Annotated in this window: 13 protein-coding genes; 5 read left to right on the top strand and 8 right to left on the bottom strand. The window is 58.0% G+C overall.

The genetic code is table 11. The features are described 5' to 3' along the window. Positions 1-364: 364 nt before the first annotated feature. The 3 genes from BLW80_RS25695 (at position 365) to BLW80_RS25705 (ending at position 3,286) form a co-directional block, all read left to right on the top strand. A complete protein-coding gene (locus BLW80_RS25695; protein ID WP_170849803.1) occupies positions 365-1,036 on the top strand; it encodes a response regulator in 672 nt (223 codons plus the stop codon). A 48-nt stretch (positions 1,037-1,084) separates the two neighbouring features. Next, positions 1,085-2,467, top strand: a complete 1,383-nt coding sequence (locus BLW80_RS25700) for a sensor histidine kinase (RefSeq protein WP_093761185.1) — start codon at positions 1,085-1,087, stop codon at positions 2,465-2,467. Positions 2,468-2,626: 159 nt separating this feature from the next. Next, a complete protein-coding gene (locus BLW80_RS25705) occupies positions 2,627-3,286 on the top strand; it encodes a response regulator (protein ID WP_093760888.1) in 660 nt (219 codons plus the stop codon). A gap of 282 nt (positions 3,287-3,568) precedes the next feature. Here BLW80_RS25705 and BLW80_RS25710 read toward each other — a convergent pair whose 3' ends face one another. Genes BLW80_RS25710 through BLW80_RS25745 form a run of 8 tightly spaced genes read right to left on the bottom strand, consistent with a single transcriptional unit; the run spans position 3,569 to position 11,269 of the window. Beyond that, positions 3,569-4,486 carry a dihydrodipicolinate synthase family protein gene (locus tag BLW80_RS25710; RefSeq protein WP_093760890.1) on the bottom strand — a complete coding sequence of 306 codons (918 nt, stop codon included), beginning with the start codon at positions 4,484-4,486 and terminating at the stop codon, positions 3,569-3,571. Between the two features lie 11 nt (positions 4,487-4,497). Then, positions 4,498-5,283, bottom strand: a complete 786-nt coding sequence (locus BLW80_RS25715) for an SDR family oxidoreductase (protein WP_093760892.1) — start codon at positions 5,281-5,283, stop codon at positions 4,498-4,500. Between the two features lie 46 nt (positions 5,284-5,329). Further along, complete coding sequence (locus BLW80_RS25720; RefSeq protein ID WP_093760894.1) at positions 5,330-6,013, bottom strand: GntR family transcriptional regulator; 684 nt, start codon at positions 6,011-6,013, stop codon at positions 5,330-5,332. Further along, complete coding sequence (locus BLW80_RS25725) at positions 6,010-7,029, bottom strand: Gfo/Idh/MocA family protein (protein ID WP_093760896.1); 1,020 nt, start codon at positions 7,027-7,029, stop codon at positions 6,010-6,012. Before BLW80_RS25725 ends, BLW80_RS25720 begins: the two co-directional genes overlap by 4 nt. After that, positions 7,026-8,162, bottom strand: a complete 1,137-nt coding sequence (locus BLW80_RS25730) for an ABC transporter ATP-binding protein (protein ID WP_093760898.1) — start codon at positions 8,160-8,162, stop codon at positions 7,026-7,028. The genes BLW80_RS25725 and BLW80_RS25730 overlap by 4 nt, the downstream gene beginning before the upstream one ends. Before the next feature lie 9 nt (positions 8,163-8,171). Continuing rightward, positions 8,172-9,014 carry a carbohydrate ABC transporter permease gene (locus BLW80_RS25735; RefSeq protein ID WP_093761187.1) on the bottom strand — a complete coding sequence of 281 codons (843 nt, stop codon included), beginning with the start codon at positions 9,012-9,014 and terminating at the stop codon, positions 8,172-8,174. An 11-nt stretch (positions 9,015-9,025) separates the two neighbouring features. After that, positions 9,026-9,976 (bottom strand): carbohydrate ABC transporter permease, encoded by a 951-nt coding sequence (locus BLW80_RS25740; protein WP_093760900.1) that lies wholly within the window; start codon positions 9,974-9,976, stop codon positions 9,026-9,028. Positions 9,977-9,985: 9 nt separating this feature from the next. Continuing rightward, complete coding sequence (locus BLW80_RS25745) at positions 9,986-11,269, bottom strand: ABC transporter substrate-binding protein (RefSeq protein WP_093760902.1); 1,284 nt, start codon at positions 11,267-11,269, stop codon at positions 9,986-9,988. A 194-nt stretch (positions 11,270-11,463) separates the two neighbouring features. Between BLW80_RS25745 and BLW80_RS25750 the strand changes: the two genes are divergently transcribed. Both BLW80_RS25750 and BLW80_RS30090 read left to right on the top strand, forming a co-directional pair. Beyond that, on the top strand, positions 11,464-13,164 hold the full coding sequence (locus BLW80_RS25750) for an IlvD/Edd family dehydratase (RefSeq protein ID WP_093760904.1): 1,701 nt from the start codon (positions 11,464-11,466) through the stop codon (positions 13,162-13,164). A 201-nt stretch (positions 13,165-13,365) separates the two neighbouring features. Then, positions 13,366-13,572: a hypothetical protein gene (locus tag BLW80_RS30090; protein ID WP_139285947.1), complete on the top strand. Its 207-nt coding sequence runs from the start codon at positions 13,366-13,368 to the stop codon at positions 13,570-13,572. Position 13,573: the final 1 nt, after the last annotated feature.

Consider the following 13,573-nt stretch of genomic DNA (forward strand, 5'->3'; position numbering starts at 1 on the left):
GCACGATCATCAGACCTTTGTCTGAGGATCGGTAAATTAATAGCGACCCGCGCTGCAGCAGGAAAATCTGGTGCACCGCGAAGTCGGGCGGGGATTGTTCGACACTCAGCAGCTTGACCACAAGCAACCAGACGATAGAGAATGAGGAACGATCGTCCCCTGACATTCTTTCTAATGCGACCTTCACGAATATTGTCTCGCCGGCCGTGAAGTCACATCAACTACACTCGGCGGTGCTCGTCACGGAATACACGCAACGTCTCCGACGGCGCGGTTTCCAAGCATGCAACCTGACACTCATCAATGCTCAGCGTTCTCGACAAGCCGATCGCCCTTCGTTGATTATTTAGCGAGGTCAAAAGCAATGAAAGTGGTGGATATTGCTGTGGTGGACGGCCATCCTCTGATGATCGAGGCGGTCAGCGCTCTGGTCGGCCGAACGGCGGGCGTTAAAATCGTAGACACCGGGGCAAACGCCAATGACGTAATTTGTGTCGCGTCCAGAAGCCGGCCGCGCGTTTTGATAACTGATGTCGATCTGCCAGGAAACATTTTTAGCGCAATAAAGATTGTGACCCTCATGTCGCCCGAAACGAAAGTACTGATTTTTACCGCCGCCTCCGGCGTAGCGCCTGCTGTGCGGGCACTAAACGCGGGCGCGATGGGCTATGTGCTTAAACTCAACGCTACAGCGGACCTTCTGAGCGCCATCGCGGCTGTCGATCAAGGGCAAACATATATCACGAAAGCTTTTTCGGCTCAGGCTGCCTTTTCTTTAAAAAATGAAACGCTTCGTCGAAGAGCCGCGGAAGCGGTAACGTTGAATATGCGCGACGAACAGATCATTCGATTACTTGTACGCGATCAGTCCAATGAGGAGATCAGCGACGCTCTGCGGATTTGCAAGACGGATGTTGAGCACCACGTGGCACGCCTGACGCAGAAAATGCACGCTAGAAATCGACTCGAAGCATTAATCTCCGCCTGCCACCTTGAAAAGACGGCCAACAGAGTGAAAGCCCCGACAATCAACTGAAAATTTAAAATTGCCAAGCTCGCGACTATGCTGCGCAATGGAGGCCGAATGTTTTTTCAATCCGGCGGTCTTGGCAAACGATCAAGACTCCTTCGGCAGTTCTTGAGCGCAGCGGCCGCTACTATTTTCCTTTCGATGGCTCTCCTGTCCTACTTCATCTCCCGCCAGCTTGAGTCCAGCCTGACGCAGACTGCTGCGGAGGAAGGTGCCATTGTAATCGACATACTCCTCGGTCCATCCCTCCAAGAGCTTGCTACGTCCAAGACGCTTTCGCAGCGGCAGACAGAAAAACTGGACGAATTATTGAAAATAGCACTTGGCGACCGCACCAAGGCTGTAAAGATCTGGCTGCGGGACGGCACGCTAATATTTGCGACTGACAAACAGCTAGTCGGCCAGAAATTTCCGTCGCTTCAATTGGACACTGCCTTTAGTGGCAGCGCATTTGGCTCGCTAACCAATTTAGGAAAGGAAGAGAACCAAGCAGAACGACATCTAGAGCTGCCTCTCATAGAGATATACGCACCAATTTATCGAAGCGGTACCCGCGAAATCATTGCCGTGGGTGAAATTTATAATAGCGGCCTTCGCTTGCAGTCTGAATTGAAGTCGTTTCGCTGGGCTGCGATAGGTGTGGTAGGCGCAGTGACTGCCCCAATGATGCTGGCTCTTCTATTTCTGGTGTGGCGGGCTAGCGCCGTTGTGACAGGCCAGCGACGGGAACTTCAGAAAAAGGTGACCGAAGCCACGGCATTGTCAATTCAGAACGTTGAGCTTCGACAAATCTCCGAGGCGCTCAAGGACGATGTATTTCACTCAAACGAGCGCTTGCTGAGTCAGATCGGTCAAGACCTGCATGATGGTCCAGTGCAACTAGTCAGCATTCTAGCTCTCAAACTCAGCGAACTAAATTATCAAAATCACTCGGAGCTGGATATTGATAAATCAGAAAGCGAGTTGAAAACCAATGTCGTAGATCTTACAGCCACCATTCTCCGGGAACTGCGCGACATCTCAGTTGGTCTCGTGTTACCCGAACTCGATGGACTTAGCATCGCTGAAACTTTGAATTTTGCTATAGATCATCATGAGAAGATCACAAGCACATCGGTCAAACGCACAGTAGGCCCAATAGCTTTTGAAGCTTCCGCAGCACTTCGTGTATGCGTATTTCGCGTAGTTCAGCAGGGACTGAATAATGCCTACATTCATGGAAAGGGCCAAGAGCAGCGTTTAGTCGCATACGAAACTAATCAGTGCATCACCATCACTATCACCAATCGTGCGCAATTTTCGTATGAGAACAAGATGCGGATAGGCGGACTAGGGCTGCCCGGGCTGCGCCGCCGTGTCGAAGCCTTGGGTGGCAGCTTCAGTACAAATCGAACCGAGGAAACAATGTGCGTGAAAGTCACCTTTCCGCGGCATTAGCGGTCGACTCAAAATGACCATCGACAATGTCCAAAAAGCGATGAGGTTGGCCGCAAGAATTTCTATTTACACACTGATCTTGGAGAGCTTAGTCTGTGTGCATATTTTTTATGCGCGTTTATTCATAGAGATCTCGGCCATATTGTGAGGCGTCCGGACATGATCTCCATTGCTTTGATAGACGACCATCCATTGATGGTCGAAGCAGTTACCTCATTGCTCCTGCGAACCGGCGGGTTTCAAATTCTGGCCACCGGCGGTTCAGCGGACGATGTGATTGAAATCTGCAGGACGACAAAGCCACAAGTCATGGTGGTTGACCTAAATATGCCTGGAGACGTCTACGCGGCCATAACTTCAACAGTCACTTTGGAACCTTCGACGAAGGTTATTGCCTTCACAGCCGCAACAGGGGTCGAACCTGCAATCCGGGCGCTTGATTCAGGCGCAAGCGGCTACGTGTTAAAGGGCAGCAGCGCTCGCGAACTCATCGACGCTATAATAGCTTCCGTTGGAGGTGAGACTTATATTACACAGCATTTTGCAAGCCGCGTTATTGCGGCACTGAGAGACACGTCATTGCGCCGACGGGCTGCGGAAGCGGTCAAGCTTAGCACGCGCGAACAGCAAATCGTCCGTCTCCTGTTGCATGGAAAAACAAACAAGGAGATTGCACTGACAATCCATATCAGTGAAAAAACTGTGAAGCATTACATGACACTCCTGATGCAAAAGCTTCAGGTTCGTAATCGCCTCGAAGTCGTGATCGCAGCGCAAAAGCTAGATGCCCGTTCTGGATCCGTGGGCATGCACTCATAGCGGTTGTGTATTCGCCAAAGCCTCAAAGCTCCAACATAGACACAGGGCTCTCTTTTAGCCGACGTTGGTGCTGGTCGCAGCGCAGTACCGAAACAGTTAGAACGGGTTTTTCTCGGCGGCGATCGAATACGACGATGTCCCAGGTGGTCGAATCGTGGTGGGGCTCATGCTTACCTAGGCTAATTGCTTCCGCTCGCCCGACGGGATCTAGAGTTGCGACGGTGCACTAGGAGGGGTGCAAATATCGCCTTAACGCCATAAGCGGGCGCCGCTTGTGACCGATTACCTCACAGCCCGCTCCAAACGCGACAGCAGATAGTCGACTTCCTCGCGCGCCTTCGCCGAGAGGGCCGAGCCGGGCTTGCGCTGAGCATCCGATACCAGGAATCCGCGCTTCATCATCACATATTTCCGCACCGCAAGGCCCACACCTTGCTGCTGCTCGTAACGCAAGAGCGGCAAGTGCGCGTCGAACAAATCATGCGCCTCGTCGCGCTTGCCGGCCTTCTGCAGCTTGACCAGCTCGACGAGCATGTCAGGGAACGCGTAGCCGGTCATCGCGCCGTCTGCGCCACGCTCCATTTCAAAATCGAGGAACAGTCCGCCATTCCCGGTCAGAATCGAGATCGGCCGCAACGACCCTTCAGCCTGGAACGCACGCAGCGTCGATATCTTTTCAAGACCCGGCCAATCTTCATGCTTGAGCATGACGCAGGACGGGTTCTCCTGGACGATCTGGCGGATGACTTTCGGTGTCATCTGTACCGACAGTGTCAAAGGATAGTCCTGGATCACGAACGGAATGTCGGATCCGATCGCTTCGATCGCCTGACGGTAATAGCCGGTGATGTGATCGTCGGTACGCAGGCTCGGCACAGGAGCAATCATCACACCCGCCGCGCCGTTCTCCATCACGGTTCGCGACAGCGCGCGCATCGCTGCGAAACCGGGCGCCGAAACGCCGACGATCACCGGCAGTTTTCCGAAACCCTTCACGAAATGCTTAGCAATCGCGATCGATTCCTCGGGCTCGAGCTTCGGCGCCTCACCCATGATGCCAAGCACCGTGACGCCGGTTGAGCCAGCCTTGAGGTATCCGTCGATCAATGTGCCGAGCGAGGCCTCATCAAGACGACCATCGGGATGAAACGGGGTGGGGGCGATTGGGAAGACGCCAGAGGCGGTTGCGTCGAGAGCCATGATTTGATCCTTCAGATGCTAGTAACGAGACCACCATCGACGCGGATGACCGAGCCGTTGACGTAAGATGCGCGGGTGCTGGCGAGAAAGGCGACCACATCAGCATATTCTTGTGGCTCACCATAACGGCCGGCAGGAATACTGGCGGTGCTCTCCGCAGACACGTCCTCGACGGAGCGACTTTCACGCTTTGCCTTCTGCTCGTCCAGGAAACGGATGCGACTGGTGGCAACCCGGCCTGGAAGCACGATATTGGCTGTGATGCCGTCACGCCCAACTTCGCGGGCCAGCGTCTTCGACCAGCCCACGAGCGACAATCGCAATGCATTCGAAATGCCGAGATTGGGAATCGGCGACACCACGCCAGACGATGTCGATGTCACGATACGTCCCCATTTGCGGGCGCGCATGCCGGGCAATACGCGATCGGTCAGCGTGATGACCGACAGCACCATCTGCTCGAAGCTCCTGCTCCACAGTTCCGGGTCCTGCCCGGCAGCAGGCGTCGGCGGCGGCCCACCGGTATTGTTGACAAGGATGTCGATGGGGCCGAACGCTGCCTCGATGGCACTGACGCGCGCATCCATCGCGGCACGATCGGCCAGATCGAAAGCGGCGGCCATCGCGTCGCCTCCACCCTGCTTGATCTCCGCGACGACACGATCGAGCGCGGCCGCGTCGATGTCGGCAAGCGCGACACGCGCGCCTTCACTCGCCAGCGTCTTCGCGATAGCGCTTCCAAGGCCGCCACCGGCGCCAAGCACCAGCGCGACCTTGCCCTGAAGTCCGAGATCCATGTCCTGTCCTTTTTCGAGATGCGGAATCGATATGCGTGTTGGCCTGTCAGTCCGGCCCTAGATTTGGGCCGGGCACGGCCACGCGTTGCAGGTAATCGGCCTTGCTGGAGTGCATGTGCTCGACGCAGAGCTGCGACAGCGCCCAATTGTCGTTGCCACGCAGCAGTGAAATCATCATATCGTGCTGCTGGATCGACACCTGCAGCCCGTTGTGATCGGCAAGGTTCTTGGCACGCATGGGCAGTGTCAGGCCCATGTAATCCTGCAGCGATCGCACCAGATACGGGTTTCCGCACGCCGCAAACAGAGCGATGTGGAACGCGTCATTGGTGTCGTGAATGCCGCGCAAATCGCCGCGCTCGGCATACCGCACATATTCTGCTTGAATGGCTTCGAGCTCCATGATCAGCGACGCCTTGGCTGGCAACGGGATCATCAGTGCGGCCTGGCGCGTGAGCATCTCGCGCACTTCATAGATCTGCTTCACCTCAGCCGTCGAATAGGAACGCACCGTCGCGCCCACATTCTTCTCCCTCTGGACGATGCCGGTATGCTCGAGATGCACCAGCGCCTGGCGCACGAAGTGCCGCGAGGCACCATAGCGTTCCATCAGGTTGTCTTCGATCAGCCGCGCGCCGGGCGGTAATCGACCAAAGATGATATCCTCTTCGACACGTCGGATGATCTCGGCCTGTTCATCGGCGCGTGACGCAATTTTGGTGACGGTCATCTGGCATTGCCTCGAGATGCTTCGCGCCCTGACAACCGGTAGCAATCCTCGACAAGGCGCAGGGTTTGCAGATTGTCCGCGGGAGAGGTCTCGAAAGGCGCGCTGCTTTGCAGCGCATCGATGAAATGCGCGATGGTCGCATCGTAGGAACCCTGATAGGTCGCAGCGAGATCGTAGGCGCGGATCTCGCTTTGCGCGTCCGTCAGCTTCAGCTGCGTACCTTCGAGCCGAATTGAGCCAATCGTGCCAAGGATTTCGAGTTGATCGGCCTGCGATATCGGCGCGCCATGAGCTGCAAAGCTCGCGAACAACGACACACCGGCGCCGCCGCGGGATCGCATCTGGATCACGGCACCGTCTTCACCCGCAATATCCGGACATGTTTGGGTCAGCGCCGCCGCGATCACATCCAGCGGGCCTAGCAGCATGCGCAAAGTATCGAGATGGTGAATTAGCACTTCAGCCACCAGCATGCGGGACTCGCCGCGCATGAACGGCTGGCGCTCGATCGCAGGATATTGGCCGTTTGCATCGGGAATCGTGCCCGATGTCAGCAGCGTCAGACGGGCAGCTGTCACCGCCCCGATACGACCGTCCCTGATCCAGGATGCGGCATCGCGATAGTGTGCACGAAAGCGCCAGTTCTCATGCACCATCAACCGGATGCGACCCTCGACATCACGAGCCAACGCCTCGGCTTCTGCGAGTGTCGGGGCGAGCGGCTTCTGGCAAAGCACCGGCAGACCACGATCGGCGACGAGGCGTACCAAAGGCGCATGGAAGGCTCGCGGCGCAGCAATATCGACCGCATCGAGTTCACATGCCGCCAGCATGTCTTCCGCGCGCGAAAAGCATTGCCCGATACCGAACTGCCGGGCGCGCGCAGCAGCATTCTCCGACGAGGGATCGGCGATCGCGACGACCGCGGCACGCCCCGCGAGCTTCTGCCATGCCAGCAGATGATATTGCGTGACCCACCCCGCACCAATCAATCCGATCCGCAACGGCTTGCTCATTGCCCGATATCCCGACGCTTCTCGCCGATGACGGCCCGGCCCGTCGTTGCGTCAAACACGAAGACTGCATTGACCGGGAAATACAGATCGACGGTCTCGTCGATGGCGACAGGCACATGACGCGGCAATCGCGCCGTCCACTCCACGCCGGGTTCGATTTCGACCAACAGCAAGGTTTCCGCGCCCAACGGCTCCACCGCGATCGTACGCCCCCGCACATGGCCCGCAGGCGCGCTGCCCAACGCCGCCTTGTTGATATGCAAATCCTCGGCGCGCACGCCGATTGTCACTTTTTGGTCTACCAGCTTTCCCAATAACTGAGGCGACCAGCGCGTCAGCGCCGTCTCAAGGCTCTGGCTTCGTGCCACAGAGCTTTCATTGGCCGAAGCGACAACCGCCGTCGCCAGATTCATCGGTGGCGATCCCAGGAATCGGGCGACGAACGTGTCCGCCGGCTCCCAATAGACGTCGAGCGGCGCGCCGATCTGAGCAACGCGACCGGCATTCATGACGCAGATCCGCGTTCCCATGGTCATGGCCTCGACCTGGTCGTGGGTCACATAGATCATCGTCGATCCCAGCCGCTTGTGCTGCTTGATGATCTCGCTGCGGGTGTTGACGCGTAGTGCAGCGTCGAGGTTGGACAGCGGTTCGTCGAATAGGAACACCATTGGCTCGCGCACCATGGCGCGCCCGAGTGCGACACGCTGGCGCTGGCCGCCGGACAGCGCGCTGGGCTTGCGCGTTAGCAGCGGCGTCAGACCAAGAATATTCGCCGCATCCTGCACCCGGCGTTCGATCTCGGCAGCGGCGAAATTGCGCCGGCGCAGACCGAAGGCGAGATTGTCCGCAACGCTCATATGCGGATAGAGCGCATAGGACTGAAACACCATCGCGATGTCGCGATCCTTGGCCGGCACCTGATTGACCACGCGATCGCCGATCGAGAGCTTGCCGGAGCTGATCTCTTCCAGGCCTGCGATCATGCGCAGTGTCGTCGACTTGCCACAGCCTGAGGGCCCGAGCAGAACCATGAATTCGCCGTCGCCGATATGAAGATCGACCTTATCGACCACCACCGGACCGGTCGGCCCATACTGTTTGGAGAGTTTGTCGAGGGTGACAACGGCCATGGCTGCCTCTTACTTGATTGCGCCGGCAGTCATGCCGCGAATGAGTTTCTCGGAGAAGAAGACGTAGACGATGATCACCGGAATGACGGAGATCATGACGCCGGTGGCGATCATGCCGATGTCCTGGAAATGATCGCCCATGAAGGCGCGAATGCCGACCGGCAGCGTGCGCTTGTCAGGATCGGTGATCAGCACGACGGCAAACAGAAACTCGTTCCAGAGCTGGATAAAGTTCAGGATCAGCGTGGTCGCAATCGCCGGCATGCCGATGGGCAGCACGATGCGCCGGAAAATTTCGAGATCGCCGTAGCCATCGATCTTGGCAGCGTCGAACAGATCCTGCGGAATGCGCGCAAAGAACCCTTCCAGCAGATAGACTGTCAGCGGCAGCTGCAGCGACACATAGACCAGCGTCAGCCCGAGCAGGCTGTTGTAAAGATTGTAGTCGACCAGGATCTGATACAGCGAGATCAACGTAATCTGCGGCGGGAAAATGATCGACGAGAACAGGATGCCGTAGACCAGCCGGTTGCCGCGGAAACGATAGCGCGCCAACGCATGCGCTGCTGCGGCGCCAAGCAGCGTCACGACGGCGACGGCGCCCACCACGACAATCGTGGAATTCCAGAAATAGGTCGCAAAATCGGAATCGACCCAGGCGATCCGGAACTGCTCCCAGTGGAACACTTTGGGCCACGCATAGTGGTCGGCGCTGATTTCGGCGGTGGTGCGCACCGACATCGTGGCGAGCCACAGGAACGGTCCCAGCGTGTAGATAGTGTAAAGGCCCAGCACGAGAGCGAGCGCTCCGCGGCTGAAGAAACGCGGCAAAGGTGCGCGTTCCGCAAGCATGGCAGCCACGATCAGTACTCCAGACGTTCGCGGGTCGCCAGAAGGCGATTGAGGATGATGACAGCGGCGCAGACCACCACGAACCACACCGACGCGATGGCGGAAGGATATCCGAGATCAAAGGTGTTCCAGTTGAAAGCACGCTTGTAGACGTAGGTGGATACGGTTTCGGTCGCCCATAGCGGGCCGCCCTGGGTCATGATCCAGACCAGATCGAAGATCTTCATCTTGCCGATGAAGGCAAGAATATAAAGGTTCAGCAAGGTCGGCCGCAGCATCGGCACAATGACGTAGCGCAGCTTGGCGCCCCAGCCGCAATTGTCGAGTTCGGAGGCTTCTAGTACCTCGCGCGGCAACGAATGAATCGCCGCGAGACAGACCACCATGTTGAAGCCTGCCCATTTCCAGGCATGGGTCACGATGAGTGCGCCGAGCGCTAAATTTGGATCACCGAGCCAGGACGACGCCAGTGCCCCAAGCCCGACGGCGCGCAGCATGGCGTTGAGGATTCCCCAGTCGTAGTTGAATATCCACATCCAGAGGATCGCGACGACGACGTAGGATAGAAGGACCGGAGTGAACCACGCGACCCGCAGGAAGCGCGCGGCAGGAACGCCCGCATATAGCGCCAGTGCGAGCAGCAGGCCTGTCACAACATCGAGCACGGGCGCGATGAACGACCAGATGAATGTGTTCCGCACCGACACCCAGAACGTCTCGTCGGACATCAGCGCGCGATAGTTATCCAGGCCGACGAAGGTCGCATCGAGACCTTCAATGGTGAAGAAGCTGTCATAGAAGGTTCGAAACGCCGGATAGGCGGTCAGTCCGATATACACCGCCAAAGCCGGCGCCAGAAAGACGGCCAGCACCCACCAGCTCGCCCGGCGCGGATCGGCCAGCGAGGGGGCTGCGTGCTGAGCCCCCTCCTCGGCAGCGGATGGAATGCTGATCGATGTCATTGTTAGTACTCAGCTCTTGAAGCAGGCGCTGTCCATCTTCTCCGCGGCTTCCTGAACGCTCAGAAGGCCAGCCGGAAAAGCGTTGTTCATGACCTGGGTGTAGGTCTCCGCACACTTGGCGCGGTAATACAGCAGAGGCGTGCCGAAGAAGTATTTGACGTTCTTGTTGCGTGCGTTGAGCTCCGCAAAGTAGTCCTTGCGCGGGCTGTTGATCTTGGCCGGGTCGGATTTCAGACCGGTCTGCAGCGAGACCTGCTCCATCCACTTGGTGCCATTCTCGACGGTGGCCATGGATTTCATCAGCGCACCGGCGCAATCCTTGTTCTTGCTCTTTGAATACATCACGAAGCTGCCGGCGACGGCGAGCGTCTTGCAGTCCTGACAAGCGCCCTTGTCCATTGCCGGAAATTGCATGATGCCGAGCGGGAAATTGGCCGGCATGCCACCACCTTCCGGTGGCGCAAAGGCGCGACCCGTGAACCAGCTCGGATCCGGGAAGGTCAGCGCGCCCGGCGTGTTGTAGAAATAGAAGTGGGACTCACCGAGCTTCAGCGTGGAAAAACTCTTCGGATAGGCACCGGCATCGACCAGCCCCTTCATCCAGGTCATGACTTCAACGACGCGCGGATCCTTGAACGACAGCCCACCATTGAGCAGCTTGCCATAGTCCTCGATACCGAGCTTACGCAGCAGCGACTCGAACAGAAGCAAGCCACCCGGGAACGGACGATCGCCGACGCCCTGCGACACCGGGGTGATGCCGGCGGCAACGCCCTTCTTCACCAGATCGGTGAACTGCTCCTGCGTTAGCTGGAACGACGCCGGTACATCCACGCCGACCTTCTTGACCGCGTCCTTATTGTAGTAGAGCTCGACCGTATAGGCCTCGACCGGCAGGCCGTAGACTTTGCCCTTCGATGTCCAGGCTGGTTTCGACCAGTCCTCGTATTGCGCCAGATCGACATAGCTATCCAGCGGTTCGAGGAAGCCTCCGGCGAGAAATTCCGGCTGATCCGGCTCCATGTAGAAGATGTCGGGCGCCTGCCCGGTCCGCACCGCTGATTTGGCCTGGGTGTAGAGATCCGCTTTCGGGATGAAGCTGAGCTTGACCGAACACTGCTTGTTCGCAGCCTCAAAGTCCTTCACCCGCGTCGTCACCCAATCCTTCTTGGCGGGCTCGTCGGGCCAGTTGCTCCACATCGTGATCTGCGTGGCCTGCGCAAAAGCGGGAGCAGCGCTCGCGATGGTGGCCGCCGCGACAACCGCAGCCAGTCCAATTCTCCGTGCCGTCATGGTGATCTCCTCCGGATGTCTGTTTTTTATTGGGCCGGACCCTGGAACAGGTCCAGGTATATTGTCAATAATAAATATCCAATTCCGCGGTATTAGCGATTATATCCGCTATATCGAATAGGATTATTGACAATTTCAACGACGCCAGCGATGTAACGAAGAAAATCGGCTTTGGTGGCCGCAGGGGAAACGACATGTCCAAAGGGCTTCGCAAAGGGCTGACAAACTATGGCGACGCGGGATTTGCGCTATTTCTGCGCAAGGCGTTCATCAAGGCGATGGGCTATTCCGACGATGCGCTGGAGCGCCCGATCGTTGGAATCACCAACACCTACAGCGACTACAATCCGTGCCACGGTAACGTCCCTGCCATCATCGAGGCGGTGAAGCGCGGCGTGATGCTGGCCGGCGCGATGCCGATGGTGTTCCCGACCATCTCGATCCACGAAAGTTTTGCGCACCCCACCTCGATGTTCCTGCGCAACCTGATGGCCATGGACACCGAGGAGATGATCCGCGCGCAGCCGATGGACGCCATCGTGGTCATCGGCGGCTGTGACAAGACGCTGCCGGCCCAGATCATGGCCGCGGCATCCGTCAATCTGCCGACGGTGGTGATCCCTGTCGGCCCCATGGTCGTCGGTCATCACAAGGGTGAGGTGCTCGGCGCCTGTACCGATTGTCGCCGCCTCTGGAGCGCGCACCGCGCCGGCGAGATCGACGCCGAGGAAATCGAAATCGTCAACGAACGCCTCGCGCCGTCCGTCGGCACCTGCATGGTGATGGGCACCGCCAGCACGATGGCCTGCGTTACGGAAGTGCTGGGCCTGTCGCTGCCGATGAGCGCGACCATCCCTGCCCCGCACGCCGAACGTTTCCGTCTCGCCGAAGCAAGCGGCAAGCGTGCCGCCGAAATGGCGGTAAGCGGCGGACCACGTCCCTCGGAATTACTGACACCTGCAGCTTTCCGTAATGCCACCGTTGTCATGCAAGCGATCGGCGGCTCCACCAACGGCATCATTCATCTCACCGCCATCGCCAACCGAACACCCTATGGTTACGATCTCGACATGCTCGACGAGATCGGCCGCATTGCGCCCGTGCTGATCGATCTGAAACCGTCAGGTGCGCACTATATGGAACATTTCCATCATGCTGGCGGCGTTCCGAAATTGCTCGCTGAGCTCGGCGATCTCATCGATGGCAGTGCGCCGACGATCGCAGGCAAATCGCTCGGCGAGATCGCGGCCGAAGCTGAGATCGTCCCTGGTCAGGACGTCATCCGGCCGCGCAGCAATCCGATCAAGGCCGAAGGCTCCATGGCCGTGCTGTACGGCAACCTCGCACCAGGTGGCGCGATCATCAAGCGCTCGGCCGCGACGCCGCGACTGTTGCAGCATACCGGCCGCGCCGTGGTGTTTACCTCTGTCGAGGAAATGGCACTGCGGATCGACGATCCCGATCTCGACGTAACGGCCGACGACGTTCTGGTGCTGCTGAACACCGGACCCAAAGGCGCACCGGGCATGCCGGAAGCGGGCTACCTGCCGATCCCAAAAAAGCTCGGCCGACAGGGTGTGAAGGACATGGTGCGCATTTCAGATGCCCGCATGAGCGGCACTGCATTTGGCACCATCGTGCTACATATCACGCCCGAATCCGCGGTGGGCGGCCCGCTCGGGCTGGTCCGCGACGGTGATCAGATCAAGCTAGACGTCGATGGGCGGTCCATCAACCTCCTGGTCGATGAAGCCGAACTCGACAGGCGCCGCGCGGCACGGTCAACGGTTCATGCAAATCTGCCTGACCGCGGATACGCTCGCCTGTTTCAACAGACGGTGACCCAAGCCGACGAAGGCTGCGACTTCGATTTCATGATCGCGAAGAAAAACTGATTGATCGTCTTATTTCACGATAGCGACAGGCGATTTTCCGCTTTGCGCTACGTGCAGTCATTGCAAATTTGGACAGTTGGATTGAGAACGGCTTCTTTCTAGCGCAATCGAAAATATTGTTTCCAGTTCCGCCGTCGCGTTCAGCGATTTCGGTAACGTTGTCAGGGCTATTCCGCTTGGCGACCTTGGTGAGACGACCGCATGTCCCATGAAGACGTACGGTTGTTTCGTGCCAAGGGGCTGCACGAAACAATTGTTCCCGCTGACGAAACCATTCTTTCAAGCGACGCAACCGGCATGAAACACGATCGGACTAACACACAGAGCTATAGCCCGGCGGCCAATGCCGCTCCTCACCGGATTACGCGAGCCAGGATAGCACAGCGCATCTTCGCTGAAGGCTGCTGAG

This window comes from Tardiphaga sp. OK245 (assembly GCF_900108575.1).
Lineage (GTDB): Bacteria > Pseudomonadota > Alphaproteobacteria > Rhizobiales > Xanthobacteraceae > Tardiphaga > Tardiphaga robiniae.